The following is a 15,487-nucleotide window of genomic DNA, read 5'->3' on the forward strand; positions in this document are numbered from 1 at the left end:
CTTTGCTGATATGTACCGCACAGGCTCGTGATCAGTGAGTTCGGTCACGTCGCCCCTTTTGCCCCCTCGCTCCGGCACCGGCCCGTACCCCCTTCCACCGAAAGCCAGTTGAGCCTTGGCTCCCGCAAAGGATCAAGCGGGCCAAACCACTCAGACCAAGGTCAACCGGCTCGGAATGTGACTCCGGTGCTTGTTCCCGACATGTGCTCTCGCATACGTTCCCGGCTTGTCCGGCGGACCGCCGAATCCTGCCGCCGCCCGGACACCCCACACACACCGACTCACTCACGCAGGGCAGGAGCGGGGGACCCAGGTAAGTCGCCGGTCCGCACAGCGGACCGGCTCGGGGTGAAGCCGCGTACGGCAGCACAGCGCCGTACGCGGCCGGACACCTCCCGGCCCGAACCCGACAGCTCACCTCGCAGGCGCCGGAGAGGAACATCGCCATGGCCGGACGAGGCATGCACCGTCGCAGCAGAACCAGCCCGCTCACCCGAGGCGTCGTAGCCGTCGGAACCGGCGGAGCGGCACTCACCCTTCCGCTCCTCGGCGCGACGCACGCGAGCGCCGCCGAGCCCCAGAGCGCTCCCGTCGTCGCACAGTCCGTGCACCAGGCGGCCCAGCCCGCCAAGTCCCTCGCGTACACCGTGGTCAAGGGCGACACGCTCTACCGCATCGCGGACAAGTACGACGTGTCGGGCGGCTGGAAGCAGCTCTACAAGGACAACCGCGCCGCCGTCGGCGACAACCCGAAGCTGATCCACCCGGGTCTGAAGCTGAAGGTGAAGACCGCCAAGGCGGACGCCGCCCCGAAGCAGGCGACCAAGTCGTCCGCCCCCGCCAAGCCGGCCGCGAAGCCCGCCACGGGCGTCGCCCAGGCCGCCCCCGCCGCCGCGAAGACCTACGCGAACAACCTCGACGGGTGGATCCGCGAGTCGCTGGACATCATGGCGCAGAAGGGGATCCCGGGGTCGTACGACGGCATCTACCGCAACATCATGCGTGAGTCGTCCGGCAACCCCCAGGCGATCAACAACTGGGACTCGAACGCCGCCGCGGGCACCCCGTCCAAGGGCCTGCTCCAGGTGATCGACCCGACGTTCGCCGCCTACCACGTGCCCGGTACCTCCTTCGACCCGTACGACCCGGTCGCCAACATCACGGCGGCCTGCAACTACGCGGCGGCCCGCTACGGCTCGATCGACAACGTCAACGGCCCGTACTGATCCACCCCGCCCAGCAGTCGCTCGAGGACGACGGCGATGCCGTCGTCCTCGTTCGACAGCGTGACCTCGTCGGCCACGGCCTTGAGTTCGGGATGGGCGTTGGCCATGGCGACGCCGTGGGCGGCCCAGTCGAACATCGGGATGTCATTGGGCATGTCACCGAAGGCGATGGTGTCCGCCGGCCGCAGCCCCAGGTGCTCGGCGGCCAGCGCCAGGCCCGTCGCCTTGGTGATGCCGCACGGCTGGAGTTCGACCGTGCCGGGCCCCGACATTGTCACCGTCGCCAGTGAGCCGACCACCGAGCGGGCCGTCGCCGCCAGCTCGTCGTCCGTCAGACCGGGGTGCCGCAACAGCACCTTGCTGATGGGCTCGCACCACAGGTCGTCCCGTCGCTCGACCCGTACGGCGGGCAGGGTCGGGTGCGGCATGAGATAGCCCGGCTCGATGAGCGTGAGCCCGTCGACCCCGTCCTGGTCGACCGCGGCGTACACCTCCCCCACCTCGGCCTCGATCTTGCCGAGGGCGGTCTCCGCCAGTTCACGGTCCAGCGTGATGGACCACAGCAGCCGGTCCGCGCCGGCGTCGTACACCTGCGCGCCCTGGCCGCACACCGCGAGCCCCGTACAGCCGAGGTCGTCGAGGAGCGGCCGCACTCTCGGGGCCGGCCGGCCCGTCACCACGAGGTGCTGGGCGCCGGCGTCCGCCACCCGCGCGAGTACGGCGAGAGACCGGTCGGAGAAGGTGTCGTCGCCGCGCAGCAGCGTCCCGTCCAGGTCGGTGGCGATGAGTGAATATGCGAGGGGTGCGGCCATGATCAGAGAATACGGACAGCGCGCCCGTTCGTTTCATCGCACGGTGGACACCGATTGCCCGATTGAGGGCCCCTCTGCACCAGTTGGCAACAACATGGTCCGCTACCTACCCGTGAGGCCGTCCCGAGCGGTACCTTCCAAGTGTCCAGGGGGGACTTGATCGGGGGGTCGGGTTGAGCAGTGGGCGCATTCGTGTGGCCGGGGCCGGGGAGCTTCGCGAGGCGGAGAGGGAGCGCTGGCGAGCGCTGCGCGCCGCGGCGGAAGCACCGCGCAACCCGTTCATGGAACCGGAGTTCACCGAAGCCGTGGGCCGGGTGCGGCCGCAGGCACGGATCGCGGTGGTGTACGACGGGCCGGAGCCGGCCGGCTTCCTGCCCTACGAGCGCGGCCGGTGGGGTCAGGGCCGGGCGATCGGACTCGGCGTCTCGGACGCGCAGGGCGCGATCCTGCGGCCGGGCCTGGACCTGGAGACGGGCGAACTGCTGCGGGCCTGCTCGGTGTCCAGCTTCGCCTTCGACAACCTGGAGGCCGAGCAGCGGCTCTTCGTCCGGTACGCGGCGGAGGAGTACGCCACCTTCGTCATCGACGTGGAGAAGGGCTACGAGACGTACGAATCGGTGCTGCGCGCCCAGTCGCCGAAGTTCCTGAAGACCACCCTGGCCAAGGAGCGCAGGCTGGGACGGCAGGTCGGCGAGCCGCGCTTCGTGTTCGACGAGCGCGACCCGGCCGCGCTGCGCACCCTCATGGAGTGGAAGTCGGCGCAGTACCGCAGGACGGGCCGGCGGGACCGGTTCGCCCAGGAGTGGATCACCCGCCTCGTGGGGCGGCTGGCCCGGACCCGGGCGCCGGAGTGCAGCGGCACACTGTCCGTGCTGTACGCCGGGGAGCGGCCCGTCGCCGCGCACTTCGGACTGCGTTCGGCGTCGGTCCTGGCCTGCTGGTTCCCGGCCTACGACCCCGAGTTCTCGAAGTACTCGCCGGGTCTGGTGCTGCATCTGCGCATGGCCGAGGCGGCGGCCGCCGAGGGCATCGGCATGCTCGACCTGGGGCGGGGCGCGGCCGAGTACAAGGACGCGCTGAAGACGGGCGAACTGCCCGTGTACGAGGGAGCGGTGACGCGTCCGGGGGCGGGCGCGGCGCTGCACTGGCTGAGCCGCGAGCCGGCGCGCCGCGCGCACAGCTTCGTCCGCGGCCGGCCGCGGCTCGCGGCGCTGGCGGCGCGGACCCTGAAGGGCGCGGCCCGGCTGCGCCGTACCTGACACGAGTGGGGGGAGGGCGCATGGCTCGTTCGGCACGTGCGCGGGAGGAGATACGCCGGTTCCTGGACATCGGGGCGGTGCAGGTTGCCGAGGTGGACCTCGATGGGGCGGAGGCGGTGCTCAGACCGGGTCCGGGGAATCCGCCGGTGACGAGCGGAGAGGTGTTCGTACTGGTCAGGAGGGGCGGCCGGCCCGTGGGCACGCTGCTCGGTCGGGTGCCGGAGGGGGCGGACGCCAAGGCCGTGCTGGCGGAGCGGGCGCGGGCGGAGTGTGCGGTGGCCGTCGGTGAGGAGCCCGGGGATGCGGTTGAGCCCGGGTCGGCTCTTGAGCCCGGGTCGGCGGTTGAGTCCGGGTCGGCGGTTGAGTCCGGGTCGGCGGTTGAATCCCGGTCGGCCGGTGCGTCTCCGTACGCGAGTGTCGTCGTCGCGACCCGGGAGCGTGCAGGCCAGCTGGCCCGCGCGCTGGACTCGCTCCTGGCGCAGGACCATCCGCGGTTCGAGATCGTCGTCGTCGACAACGCACCCGTGACGGACGGGACGAGGGAACTGGTCGAGCGGAAGTACGCCGAGCGCGTGCGGTACGTGTGCGAGCCGGTGCCCGGCCTCGCGGTCGCGCACAACGCGGGGCTGGCGGCCGTCCGGGGCGAGGTGGTCGCGTTCACCGACGACGACGTGGTCGCCGACCCGCGCTGGCTGACCGAGCTCACCGCGCCCTTCGCCGCCGACGCCGGACTGGGCTGCACGACCGGGCTGATCCTGCCCGCGCGGCTGACGACCCCGGCCCAGGTGCTGCTGGAGAGCCACGGCGGCTTCGCGAAAGGCTTCACTCCAAGGACGTACGACCCGGCACACCCGCCGGTCGACGAGCCGCTGTTCCCGTTCACGGCCGGGCGGTTCGGCTCGGGCGCCAACATGGCCTTCCGGACGGCCGTCCTGCGTTCCGTCGGCGGTTTCGACCCGGCCACCGGCGCCGGGACGGCCGCCCGGGGCGGCGACGACCTCTACGGCTTCGTCCGCGTCCTGGCCCAGGGCAACCGGCTGCGCTACACGCCGTACGCGCTGGTGTGGCACCACCACCGGGAGACCTGGCGGGATCTGGAGACCCAGGCGTACGGCTACGGCGCCGGGCTCACCGCCTACCTCACCGCGGTGCTCGTCAACCGCCCCGCCCTGCTGCCGGCGTTCCTCGCCCGGCTGCCCCGCGGCCTCGCCCACGCCCGCGCGCTGACCGCCGTGCGCGAGACGGAGGGGGCGGGCGGTGCCGGCACGCCGGGTGATCACGACGTGCGCACGCATCCGTGGCCGCGGCGGCTGTCGCGATTGCAGCGCAGGGGGATGGTGTACGGGCCGGTCGGCTATCTGAAGGCGCGGCGGGCGCTGCGCGCGGCGGCCGGCACGCGAGCGGAGACCGTTCAGGGGGCGCGATGAGGACGGACGGCAGAGGCGGGGCGGAGCACCAGGGTGCGCGGGACGGCGAGGGCCCACCGGCCCCGGCGGGTGCGACGGCTTCGGCGGGCGCGCCCGCCCCGGGAGGTGCGCCGGCTCCGGCGGGCGCGCCAACCCCGGCAGGTGCGCCAGCACCGGCGGGTGCGGTCGGTACTCCGGCCATCCCCGTCTTCCTCTACCACGCCGTGATGGACGACCCGCCCGACTGGATCGCCGAGTTCACGGTCAGCCCGCGGGAGTTCGCGGCCCACCTCGACGCCGTGGTGGACAGCGGCCGGACGCCCGTCACGATCAGCACGGTCGCCGACCATCTGGCCGGCCGGGCGCCCCTGCCGCCCCGGCCCGTGCTGCTCACCTTCGACGACGGCTTCGCCGACCTGCCCGGCCCCACCGCCGAGGCCCTGGCCGGGCGCGGCCTGTGCGCCACCGCCTACCTCACCACCGGCGCCATCGCCCCGGGCGGCCGCAGCCTGCTGCCGCCCGCCCCGATGATGACCCTGGACCGGGCGGCGGAGCTGGAACGTTCCGGCATGGAGATCGGCAGCCACACGGTCACCCACGCCCAGCTCGACACCCTGTCCGGCAGGGACCTGGCGTACGAACTGCGCTCGTCCAAGGCCGTGCTGGAGGATGCCCTCGGGCACGAGATACGGCATCTCGCCTATCCGCACGGCTACAACAGCCCGCGTGTGCGGGCCATGTCGGCCCGGGCCGGCTACGAGACGGCGACCGCCGTACGGCACGCGCTCAGCTCCGACCGCGACGAGCGCTACCGCATCGCCCGGCTCATCGTGCGGCGCGGTCACACCGTCGCCGACGTCGAGGCCTGGCTGGCGGGGACGGGCGCCCGGGTCGCGCCGTACCGGGACGGGCCGAAGACGATCGCGTGGCGGTGGTACCGGCGGGCCCGCGCGGTGCTGCACGGGCCCGAGTTCGCGGGCTGAGCTGCGCTCTCCCGTTGCTGTCCTCGGCTACTTGAGCGGCTGGTTGAGGTAGGGGTCGGCGACCGCCTTGCGCAGACTGTTCCAGGCCGCGTCGTTCGCCACCGCGAGGTCGCAGTGCGGTCCGGGGTCGCGGTAGTTCCACTGGAGGGCGGCCTTGACGCCCTCCAGGCCCTTCAGCACCGCGGGCACCTGCGCGTACCACTCGGCCTGCCGCTGCGGGTGGGCCGGGTCCTGCGCGGTGCCGAACTCGGAGAGCATCAGCGGCTTGTCGTCGGAGATGTGCTCCCGGATCCAGTCGTGCACGGTGTTCTGGGTCTGCGCGAAGGTCATCCAGTCCGCGTTGTGGCAGCGGTAGTAGTTGTACTGGTTGTAGCCGATCCAGTCGACGTAGTCGTCCCCCGGGTACATCCGCTTCATCTCGTCGGCGTGGTCGAGGTAGCCGGTGGTGATCCACGTCCACACGACGTTGTCGACGCCCAGCGCGCGGAACCGGTCGTGGATGTGCCGGTACGCCTTCACGTAGTCGGCGGGGGTGCCGCTGGCCGGGGTGCGGGTGTCCATCTCCAGGTCGAAGGAGAGGAACACCTTCTTGCCGTAGGCCTTGACGCGCTCGGCCTGGACGTCGATCACGGTCTTGTCCAGCTCGCCGGACGCGATCTGCTTCCACGTGGGCTGCTGCCGCTTCGTGCCGCCCCACCACTTGCTCTCCCAGGACAGCAGCAGCAGGTGGTCCTCGCCGACGCGGCGTTCCTCCGGAGTGAGCAGCCGGCCCTCCCGGCGGGCGCCCTTGGCCAGGGACATGTCGTGGTACGTGTACACGATGTCGAGCTTGCGGCCCACGCGTTCCTCGTAGGCGCGCACCTTCTGCGGCAGGTTGTGGCGGTCGTGCGGCACGAACGCCCCGAACCAGGCGCCGCAGGGCGGTTCCAGGAGTGCGGTGGGGCGGCAGTCCGCGCGGGAACCGGTGGCTCCCGGTTCCGGTCCGGAGGCGTTACGGAGGGCGAGCAGGGCGACCAGGACGGCGCTGACGACGGTGGCGGACGTGATCAGCAGCCGGCGCCGGCTCGATGCGAACGGACGGTGGGAGCGATCGGAACGGTCGTGACGGTCGAACCTCACTGAGCGGAACCCTTCGGTGTCCTCGGCGTCGTCCTCGGCGGCGGGGAGGCGCGCAGCGGCGGACAGAACGCGGCGAGCGTGGTCAGCAGCGTCAGCGTCAGCAGCACCCGCTGCGCGCTGAAGGTGTGCGTGGCGATCAGGACGGTCGCGACGAGCATCACGGCGCCGACGCTCACGAACAGAATCAGCATCAGCCGCTCCAGCAGGTCGGAGTGGCGGGCGAAGTCCGGGTCCCGCCGCTCGACGGGCCCTTCGGCGGGCCGCGCCCCCAGCGCGGGGGCGCAGACTCTGACCGCGGCGGCGCCCGGGCCGGCCGCCAGGAAGAGGACGACCGCGGCGCCCCGCAGCGGCGACCCGCCGGGCAGGGCGAGCGTGGCGAGCGCGAGCCAGCCGCCGAACGGCGGCAGCATCCGGACCACGAGTTCCTGCGGTGTCATCGCTCCGCTCCCCCGGTCTGCTTCAGTACGTAGAGCCACCCGGCGCTGTTCTCCGCCACGAGCCGGAACCGTGGTGAGGCGGCGACGGACTTCTGGATGCGGTCCAGCTGCGCCTCGTCGAGCTGTCCGTTCATCTCGGAGTTGGCCAGCTGCCCCTGGGTCAGCAGGAAGTAGGCCCGGGCCGGCCGCTCCACCCCGGCCATGTCCCTGGCGAGGGTGGCGGCCGGGCTCTTGACGATCCGGTCGACGTGACTGCGGCCGTCGTCGAGGAACCAGTAGTGGTCGATGCTCCCGTAGGAGGCGTACGCGAGCGGGTAGTTGCGGTTGGCGGCCACGACGAGCGAGCCGTCGGGCGCCTGGTCGAAGAGCTGCCGTACCAGGTTCACTTCCTGCGGCGGGAAGTAGTTGATCCGGTCCTTGCCGGAGTAGCTCGGGACGAACGCCAGGGTGCCGAGGAGCAGGGCGGTCAGCGGCACCCAGGTGACGATCCCCCAGCGGCGGCTCCCGGCCGGGCTGCGGGCCTCCTGTGCGGCGGCGTCGGCGGCCAGCGTACGGACCTTCGGCAGCAGCGCGGCGGCGGCGAAGAAGGCGGCGCCGGGCAGCATGAACAGCAGCACCCGGAAGATCATCTCGCTGCCGTAACTGCTCGCCGCGAACATCGGCAGCGGGGCCGCCGCGATCAGCAGCAGGGGCAGGGCGCGATGGCGCAGCACCCGCTGCCGCAGCACGCCGAACCCCGCGAGCAGCAGGACGGAACCGGACAGCAGCCGGGCCGCCCAGGAGGTCGCGATCGCCCCGGTGCCGGTCGGGGTGGCGCCGTAGCCGGTCTCGACGTTGGCGCCGACGTCGCCGATGGAACGGATCATGTCCGGCATCGCCGCGGACAGGAAGGGCAGCGCGGCCGTGAGGCACCAGGCCAGGAAGATCACCGCGGTGGTGGCCAGCGGGACCCAGTCGCGGTGGCTGCGGGTGAGGCACAGGGCGAGCAGACAGACGACCAGCATGCCCGGGGTGAGCTGGTGGGAGATGACGATCGCCACGATCAGGACGGTGATCACCACCGTCCACACGGCCTGCCGCGGCCACCCGTCGCGCACGGCGGACCGGCCGAAGCGGCGCAGGACGACGGCCAGGACGCCGACGTGCAGCGCGTAGGCCACGGACTGGGGGGAGAAGTAGTCCTGCCCCACCCAGTTGGCGACGTAGAAGAGCCAGACCGCGGTCCAGATCAGCCGCCGGTCCTCGGTGAAGGTGCGGTAGATCAGCAGCAGCGGGAGCAGCAGCATCAGACTGGAGACCAGGGGCCACCAGGCCATGAACATCGACGCCGAGTCCACGCCCAGGAGCCGCACCAGGGCGGCCTGGGCGGCGAAGAAGCCCGGCCACTGGTCGTACACCGCCATGTCGCCGATCTGATCGGCCGTCTGGAGGCCGCCCGCCGTCAGCAGGTGGTCGATGACCGCGTCGTGCTTCCACGCCCAGGCGTACAGCGGGGTCGGGTAGACCACGGCCTGGGTGGCCCGCTCCATCACCAGCAGGCCGAGGACGTACGCCGCCGCCCAGCGGCCCGGCCTGCGCGGGTCGCGGACCGTGAACCAGAAGCCGGTGGTGAGCACCACGAGGCCCGCCCAGAAGGCCGGGTGCAGCGCGGTGACCAGTCCGTAGTCGTCGAGCCGCGAGACGTCGGTGTGCCGCACGGCGTACGCCCAGAGCACGAGCGCGACGAGCAGCGGGACGCCGGGCCAGGCGAACGCGCGCCGGGTGGTCCAGGCAGGGGGCAGGTCGGAAAGGTCCGTCACGGGCTCATGGGCGGGGCTCGACGACTCCGAGGACGACGGGCTGGAGGACTGGCTGGAGGTCTCGGGGGTGGTGCCGGGCAGGTCCGCTCCGTCCCGCGCGGGCGTGGGTTCCGGCGTGGATCTCTCCCGTGGAGTTGCTGGCGGACGCACGGTGGTTCCCCCCTGGCGGTTCGGCTCTGTGTGGCTCTGTTCGGCTCTGGAGATCGGTCAGTGGAGATCGGTCAGTCGGCGGGCGGGCCGTTCGGTTCTCCGCGGTGCGGCCGCCCCCGGGCCGACGCGGCACGGCGGCGGAGCGGCGGAACCCGGACGAGCAGGGCGAGTACGACGAGTGCGAGAAGCAGCGGCGGCGCGACGGGGGCGAGCGCCTCGCGCCACGCCCAGCCGCCGACCGCGACGAGATAGAGAACCCCCCAGCGCCCCTGCCACGGCAGCCGCCCGCCCGCGCTCGCGAGCAGCAGCCACAGCGGCACGAGGCACAGCAGCTGGCAGACGGGCGGTGCCCAGCGCAGCAGCGGCTCGGGCCCGTTCAGGCCCAGCACGTCCGCGAGGAAGCCGGCCGTCTTCCCGTACAACGCCCCCTCCACCGGCCCCGGTTTCCGGCCGAGGGCGACCGGTGCGGCGTACAGGGCGAGCAGGGCGGTGTACAGCGCCGCGCCGGGCAGCCACGGGTCGCGCCGTGCGCACAGCGTGACCGCGGCGGCGAAGACCACGAGCAGCAGGCCTCCCGCGGTGAGCGACGGCAACGGCAGGCCGTCCAGCAGCTGACGTCCTGTCAGTGCCGGTGGGGTGGCGCCGTCGGGCCACGGCAGGTCGGCCAGCGGCGCCCAGAAGAAGACGGTGGCGACACCGAGGAGGCTCCAGAGGGCGCCTCTCAGCCGCCGCTCCTGTGGCTCTCGGTCCGTGGGCGCCGGCCCGGGCTCGTGAGGTGCTGGTTCCCGGGTGGGGCTCTCCGGCCGCACGATCAGCGCCAGGGTGTCCGCCTGCAGCGCCTCACGCTCGTATCCCGGGCGGCCGATGAACAACGTCACCGTGTCCTCGTCGCCGTCCTTGGGCTGGTAGGCGGCCCGGCGGGCCCAGTTCGTGCCGTACCCGGCGGTGGCGTTCAGCTTCGCCCAGTGCGTGCCGTAGGAGGGGGCGGCGGGGGTACGGGCGGCGGGCGCGATGTCGTTGTGACGCAGTGCCGCTCGCAGTCCGGCCGCGGAGACGATCGCGATCACCGTCATGCTCAGCAGCACCGCCCAGCCGGCCCCCGCGATCCCGGCCGGGGTGAACAGCGCGGCCGCGCTGCCCAGCACCAGGGCGCACATGGCCCCTTGGAGCGCGGCCAGCACACCCGTGCGCCCCTGGACGCGCAGCACGCCGATGTACAGCTCCACCACGACTCGCGGCAGCGCGCCGAGGGCGAGCAGCCGCAGCACCGTCGAGCCGTGCTCGGCGTAGTCCGGGCTGAAGGGCGTGAGGATGTACGGGGCGAAGAGGACCAGTACGGCCACGACCGGGACGAGCAGCAGTGTCATGCGGCGCAGTGCGCCCCGGACGCCGTCGGCGAGCTGCCGGGGGTCGTGCGAGGCGTGCGCGGTGAGGGACGAGGCCATGTTGATGGCCATGAACTCCATCGTGCCGCCGACGGTGTACGCCACGTAGAAGAAGCCGTTCTCCGCCGCGCTGAAGCGGACCGCGACCATCACCGGCAGCAGGTTGATCATCGCCAGGCTGAACAGCGCGCCCAGCGAGTCACCGGCGAGGAAGCGGCCCATGTCGCGGAGTTTCGGGGGCTCTTTGTGACGGTCGAGTTCCGCCTGGCGCGGGATGAGCCGGCGGAAGATCAGCCAGCCCAGCGGCAGGGTGGAGAAGGCGATCGCCACCGCCCAGGAGACGAAGATGCCGAGGACGGGCAGCGTGCCCGCGAAGACGGCCAGCAGGCCGAGCTTCCCGACCGAGAACACCGCGTTCCCGGCGGGCACCCACTCGGCCTTGCGCAGCCCGGTGAGCACTCCGTCCTGGAGGGTGAGCAGCGCCCAGGCCACGCACGCCGCGACGAACACCGCCCCGGCCATCGGCGTGCCCAGCGGGGCGTACGAGGCTCCCCACGCGTCGAGCGTGAGCAGGAAGACGGCGGCGGCGAGCGCCACGACCAGCGAACTCGCCGCGTACGTGCCCCACACCAGGCGTCCGGTCTCGCGTCCCGCGCGGGGGACGAAACGGACCACGGCACCGATCATGGTGGTGGCCGTGATGCTGGCGAGCAGCCGCATCGCGGCGATGGCGGCGGAACCCTGTCCGACGGCCTCCTCCGAGTAGTAGCGGGCGGCCACCAGCCAGAATCCCAGGCCCAGTACGGCGGAGACGCCGGTGCTGAGCATGAGGAAGTAGGCGTTCTTGAACAGCGAGTCGTGCGTGTGCTCGCTGTCGGCAGGTTTCGGCCCGCCACCGTCGGAGCGCGTGGTGGCGGGCTCGTGCACCTGGGTCTCAGACAAGGGACTGCCCCGGCCCTCCCGCTGTCGGCCCGCCGCGGGGCGGTTCTCCCGGTGCCTCGACCGGCCGCGCCCCGGACCGCTCCAGCACCTCGGCGACCGTCCGGGCCCGCAGCGGGTCCACGGGCAGCGCGTGCCGCGCGAACCAGCGGGCTCCCTCGGGTGCCGGTGAGGGGTCGGTGAAATCCGCGCCCGCGTAGTCGTCCAGCGGCGGGTCGTAGAGGTAGCCGACGACCACGCCCTGCCGCGCCAGCGCCGCGATCGCCGCGTCCCGGTCCGCCACGAACAGCGGCACACGGAACAACGGCTGGGTGCCGTGCGTGTCGCGCGGCTTGGCCCAGGGCGTGGACAGCAGCAGCTCCGTGCCCGCCCGGCAGGCGTCCAGCACGTCGTCCAGCCGGTCGAGTCTGCGCCCGATGCGCCGCAGCCGCAGCCGGCCGGACTCCTGGCGGTAGTCGTGCATGTCGACCCGGACCCAGGGATGGTGGGCCTCGAGTCCGGGGGCCCGGTCGGCGGCCCGCGCGAGTTCGTCCGGGCGCAGGGGCATGCGGATCTCCTCGCGGTCCGCCAGCCCCAGCAGCCGGATCGCGGCCCAGGCGGCGCGCCGCAGCCGCAGCCCGCGCACCGTCGCCTCCGCGTACGGCCGGACGGCGTAGGCGAGTTCGGAGCCGATCCGGTTCGGGGTGAGCAAGCCCGCGCACGTCTTCGCCACCGCCTCCCGCAGCCCCGGGTCGGCGAGGGAGAGCATGCCTCCGGCCTTGGCCCCGACGTGCTTGGACAGGCTGAACACCGAGGCCTCGCCCCAGGCGCCGACCGGCCGGCCGCCCACCGTGCTGCCGATGGCGTGCGCCCCGTCCTCGAACAGCGGGATCCCCAGCGCGTCGCACTTCTGCCTCAGCCGCGGTGCCGGGTCCGGGTTGCCGTACAGGTTCGTGGTGAGCACGGCCGACACCGAGCGCCACGTCTCCTCGGGCACGGCATCCATGTCGATCGACGCGTCGAGCGGGTTCAACGGCGCCTGCACCGGGCGCAGTCCGGCCGCGAGCACGACGAAGAAGATCACGTCGTCGTTGACCGGCGACATCAGTACCCGGCCGCCGGGCGGGCACCAGTGGCGCAGCGCCACGTACAGCCCGAAGCGGCACGACGGTACGTACACACATTCCCGGCCGAGTCGCGCGCGCATGGTCTCCTCCAGCCGTTCCGGCTGAGAACCACGCCGCGTCGAGCCCGGACCGGCCTCCCCAATGGCCATCCGCCCCCCTGGTGTGCCGTGGGAACGCCCCCTCCCCGAGGCCTTCCGGCACCCGCCCAGAGTCGCCCCGTTCGCACCGCTCCGTCAAGATTGCGTCGCGTCCTGTGGATAACTTCCGGCTCGTACGAATGTGCCACCCCGTCCGCCGCGTCCGGACGTGCCGGAACCGCGCCGCCCGGCATTCCCCGGCCCCACCTGCCCCGTTCGTCCGTGTCCGCCCCCTCGGACTCTGCCCAGGACCGGGGTGCCACCCGTAACGTGTGGCACGACCACGAACACGTGGCGACGACACGGCACACCCGAAAGCGAGGCAGCACCCGATGCCCCCCTTCGATGTCCCCGAGGGCGATCCCTTCGGCCCGCACAACCTGCCGTACGGCGTGTTCTCCCTCCCCGGCACCACCCACCGGACCGTGGGCGTCCGGCTCGGCGACCACGTGCTGGACGCGGGCGCGGCGGCCCACGCGCTCGGCTCGCCGTACGCCGCCCTGCTCGCGCAGCCGACCCTCGGCCCGCTGCTGGCCGCCGGCCGCACGGCCTGGTCGGACGTACGCCGGGCGCTGACGGCCTGGGTGACCGTGCCGTCCCACCGCGAGACCGTCGAACCGCTGTTCCACCCCCTGTCCTCGGTGACCCTGCACCTCCCCTTCGAGGTCGCGGACTACGTGGACTTCTACGCCTCCGAGAACCACGCCCGGAACGTCGGCCGGATCTTCCGGCCCGACGCCGAGGACTCCCTCACCCCCAACTGGAAGCACCTGCCGATCGGCTACCACGGCCGCTCCGGCACGGTCGTCGTCTCGGACACGGACGTCGTACGGCCCTCGGGCCAGCGCAAGGCGCCCACGGACGCCGCGCCCGTGTTCGGCCCGTCCGTCCGCCTGGACATCGAGGCGGAGGTCGGCTTCGTCGTGGGCGTGCCGTCCCGGATGGGCACGCCGGTCGCCCTCGGCGACTTCCGCGAGCACGTCTTCGGGCTGTGCCTCCTGAACGACTGGTCGGCACGCGACATCCAGGCCTGGGAGTACGTGCCGCTCGGCCCGTTCCTCGGCAAGTCCTTCGCCACGTCGGTGTCGGCCTGGATCACCCCGCTGGACGCCCTGGAGGAGGCCCGGGTGGCGCCGCCGGCCCGGACCCACGAGCTGCTGCCGTACCTGGACGACAGCCACGAGGAGCCCAGCGGCTACGACCTGCGGATCAGCGTCGCCGTCAACGGGCACGTCGTCTCCGAGCCGCCCTTCTCCACCATGTACTGGACGGCCGCCCAGCAGCTGGCCCACATGACCGTGAACGGGGCTTCCCTGCGCACCGGGGACCTGTACGGCTCGGGCACGGTCAGCGGGCCGGCCGACCGGGAGCGCGGCTCCCTGCTGGAGCTCACCTGGAACGGCCGCGACCCGCTCGAACTCCCCGACGGCAAGCGGACGTTCCTGGAGGACGGCGACGTGGTGACCCTCTCGGCCTGGGCCCCGGGGCCGGACGGCGTGCGGGTGGGGCTGGGCGAGGTGACGGGGCGGGTGGTCCCGGGAGCGGAGTGAGTACCCTCCCGGCACTTCTGTTCGCGTTCGGCCCCTGACTCACACCGCCCGGCCCGTCATACTGGGCATCGGGCGGTGTGCCCCGCGCACCGAGGCAGTCGCACGCCCGGCGACCGACCTCTTCCGCGCGACCCGTGGCCGCCCTCCTCCGCACGACCCGTAACCGCTCTCCCGCACCACTCGTAGCCGCCCTCTTCCGACCAGGAACCGGAGCCCGTGGCAATGACCGTCTGCCTGCTCCTGCTGAGCGTTGTCGCCGTGACGGCCGCCGTGCCCGCACCCCGGGCGCTGACCCGGGCCGCGTGGCCCGAGCGGGAACCGGTGGTCGGGCTGTGGGTGTGGCAGTGCCTGGTCGCCACCGTCCTGCTGTGCTGCGTGACGGCGCTCGCCCTGGGCGCCGCCGCCGTCTTCGGCACGGTCCGCGCCCAGCTCTTCGCCCCGGCGCCGCCCGCCGTGACCGCGGCGTACGACCTGTCCACCGCCCCGCCGTGGGCCGCCGCCCTCACACTGCTGCTGGCCTGCGGTGCCGCCTGGACGACCGCGATGCTCGCGCGTGAACTCGTCGAGGCGCGCCGGCGGCGCGCCCAGTCCCGCGCCCATCTGCGCGAGCGCGCCCCCGACCTGCCGGCGGGCCTGGGGGCCGCGCGCGGCCCCCTGCTCGTGCTGGAGGACGAGTACCCCGACGCCTGGTGGATGCCCGGCAACCCGCCCCAGCTGATCGTCACCACGGGCGCCCTGCACCGCCTCACCGGGCATCAGCTCGACGCCGTCCTCACCCACGAGCGCGGCCACGCCCGCGCCCGCCACGACTGGCTGCTGCACCTGTCCACCGCGCTGGCCACCGGCTTCCCGCGCATCCCGCTGTTCGCCCACTTCTGCGACCAGACCCACCGCCTGGTCGAACTGGCCGCCGACGACACCGCCTCCCGCCGCTGCGGCCACCTGACCACGGCCCTGGCCCTGATCGAGCTGAACCAGCACCGCGGTGTCCTGTCCTGCGCCTCCAGCCACCGCCTGCTGGGCGAGCGGGTCGACCGGCTCCTGGCACCCCCGCCCCGGCTGGGCCGCCGCCACCGGGCCCTGACCACCACCACGGCCGCGCTGGTACCGCTGCTGCCGCTGCTGATCGTGTTCGCGCCGGGCCTGACGGCGCTCTCGTAGCCGGAGCGGCCGACGTAG

At 73.0% G+C, this 15,487-nt stretch carries 12 protein-coding genes and 1 riboswitch; of the genes, 6 read left to right on the plus strand and 6 right to left on the minus strand.

Features of this window, described 5'->3' with window-relative positions; translation table 11 throughout:
- The first annotated feature begins 264 nt into the window (after positions 1–264).
- Positions 265–443, plus strand: a riboswitch (cyclic di-AMP (ydaO/yuaA leader).
- A 3-nt stretch (positions 444–446) separates the two neighbouring features.
- On the plus strand, positions 447–1,226 hold the full coding sequence (locus tag ABZ016_RS06120; RefSeq protein ID WP_356915324.1) for a LysM peptidoglycan-binding domain-containing protein: 780 nt from the start codon (positions 447–449) through the stop codon (positions 1,224–1,226).
- Here ABZ016_RS06120 and ABZ016_RS06125 read toward each other — a convergent pair.
- On the minus strand, positions 1,190–2,038 hold the full coding sequence (locus tag ABZ016_RS06125; protein ID WP_356915325.1) for an HAD family hydrolase: 849 nt from the start codon (positions 2,036–2,038) through the stop codon (positions 1,190–1,192). The two genes, ABZ016_RS06120 and ABZ016_RS06125, sit on opposite strands and share 37 nt — an antisense overlap.
- A gap of 173 nt (positions 2,039–2,211) precedes the next feature.
- Here ABZ016_RS06125 and ABZ016_RS06130 point away from each other — a divergent pair, with 173 nt between their 5' ends.
- From ABZ016_RS06130 to ABZ016_RS06140, 3 genes are all read left to right on the plus strand, one after another.
- On the plus strand, positions 2,212–3,297 hold the full coding sequence (locus tag ABZ016_RS06130) for a GNAT family N-acetyltransferase (protein WP_356915326.1): 1,086 nt from the start codon (positions 2,212–2,214) through the stop codon (positions 3,295–3,297).
- A gap of 20 nt (positions 3,298–3,317) precedes the next feature.
- Positions 3,318–4,724 carry a glycosyltransferase gene (locus ABZ016_RS06135; RefSeq protein ID WP_356915327.1) on the plus strand — a complete coding sequence of 469 codons (1,407 nt, stop codon included), beginning with the start codon at positions 3,318–3,320 and terminating at the stop codon, positions 4,722–4,724.
- A 206-nt stretch (positions 4,725–4,930) separates the two neighbouring features.
- A complete protein-coding gene (locus tag ABZ016_RS06140) occupies positions 4,931–5,686 on the plus strand; it encodes a polysaccharide deacetylase family protein (RefSeq protein WP_356915328.1) in 756 nt (251 codons plus the stop codon).
- A 27-nt stretch (positions 5,687–5,713) separates the two neighbouring features.
- Here the strand turns inward: ABZ016_RS06140 and ABZ016_RS06145 are convergent, their stop codons facing one another.
- From ABZ016_RS06145 to ABZ016_RS06165, 5 genes are all read right to left on the minus strand, one after another.
- Positions 5,714–6,805: a glycosyl hydrolase gene (locus ABZ016_RS06145; protein WP_356915329.1), complete on the minus strand. Its 1,092-nt coding sequence runs from the start codon at positions 6,803–6,805 to the stop codon at positions 5,714–5,716.
- The gene (locus ABZ016_RS06150; protein WP_356915330.1) at positions 6,802–7,242 is read right to left on the minus strand and encodes a hypothetical protein; all 441 of its coding nucleotides are present in this window, start codon (positions 7,240–7,242) and stop codon (positions 6,802–6,804) included. Before ABZ016_RS06150 ends, ABZ016_RS06145 begins: the two co-directional genes overlap by 4 nt.
- The gene (locus tag ABZ016_RS06155; protein WP_356915331.1) at positions 7,239–9,041 is read right to left on the minus strand and encodes a glycosyltransferase; all 1,803 of its coding nucleotides are present in this window, start codon (positions 9,039–9,041) and stop codon (positions 7,239–7,241) included. The genes ABZ016_RS06150 and ABZ016_RS06155 overlap by 4 nt, the downstream gene beginning before the upstream one ends.
- Positions 9,042–9,262: 221 nt before the next feature.
- Positions 9,263–11,518, minus strand: coding sequence for a lipopolysaccharide biosynthesis protein (locus tag ABZ016_RS06160; RefSeq protein WP_356915332.1), 2,256 nt, complete (start codon positions 11,516–11,518; stop codon positions 9,263–9,265).
- Positions 11,511–12,770, minus strand: a complete 1,260-nt coding sequence (locus ABZ016_RS06165) for a DegT/DnrJ/EryC1/StrS family aminotransferase (protein WP_356915333.1) — start codon at positions 12,768–12,770, stop codon at positions 11,511–11,513. The genes ABZ016_RS06160 and ABZ016_RS06165 overlap by 8 nt, the downstream gene beginning before the upstream one ends.
- 320 nt (positions 12,771–13,090) lie before the next feature.
- Here ABZ016_RS06165 and fahA point away from each other — a divergent pair, with 320 nt between their 5' ends.
- Positions 13,091–14,308, plus strand: a complete 1,218-nt coding sequence (gene fahA / locus ABZ016_RS06170) for a fumarylacetoacetase (RefSeq protein ID WP_356915334.1) — start codon at positions 13,091–13,093, stop codon at positions 14,306–14,308.
- A gap of 222 nt (positions 14,309–14,530) precedes the next feature.
- Positions 14,531–15,469, plus strand: a complete 939-nt coding sequence (locus ABZ016_RS06175) for a M56 family metallopeptidase (RefSeq protein ID WP_356915506.1) — start codon at positions 14,531–14,533, stop codon at positions 15,467–15,469.
- The last annotated feature ends 18 nt before the right edge of the window (positions 15,470–15,487 follow it).

This window comes from Streptomyces sp. NPDC006372 (assembly GCF_040612515.1).
Classification (GTDB): Bacteria; Actinomycetota; Actinomycetes; order Streptomycetales; family Streptomycetaceae; genus Streptomyces.

Bases quoted from the DNA above. Each gene is read 5' to 3' on its own strand.
- ABZ016_RS06120 (WP_356915324.1), top strand. From the start codon at position 447: ATGGCCGGACGAGGCATGCACCGTCGCAGCAGAACCAGCCCGCTCACC.
- ABZ016_RS06125 (WP_356915325.1), bottom strand. From the start codon at position 2,038: ATGGCCGCACCCCTCGCATATTCACTCATCGCCACCGACCTGGACGGG.
- ABZ016_RS06135 (WP_356915327.1), top strand. From the start codon at position 3,318: ATGGCTCGTTCGGCACGTGCGCGGGAGGAGATACGCCGGTTCCTGGAC.
- ABZ016_RS06140 (WP_356915328.1), top strand. From the start codon at position 4,931: ATGGACGACCCGCCCGACTGGATCGCCGAGTTCACGGTCAGCCCGCGG.
- ABZ016_RS06150 (WP_356915330.1), bottom strand. From the start codon at position 7,242: ATGACACCGCAGGAACTCGTGGTCCGGATGCTGCCGCCGTTCGGCGGC.
- ABZ016_RS06165 (WP_356915333.1), bottom strand. From the start codon at position 12,770: ATGGCCATTGGGGAGGCCGGTCCGGGCTCGACGCGGCGTGGTTCTCAG.
- fahA (WP_356915334.1), top strand. From the start codon at position 13,091: ATGCCCCCCTTCGATGTCCCCGAGGGCGATCCCTTCGGCCCGCACAAC.
- ABZ016_RS06175 (WP_356915506.1), top strand. From the start codon at position 14,531: ATGACCGTCTGCCTGCTCCTGCTGAGCGTTGTCGCCGTGACGGCCGCC.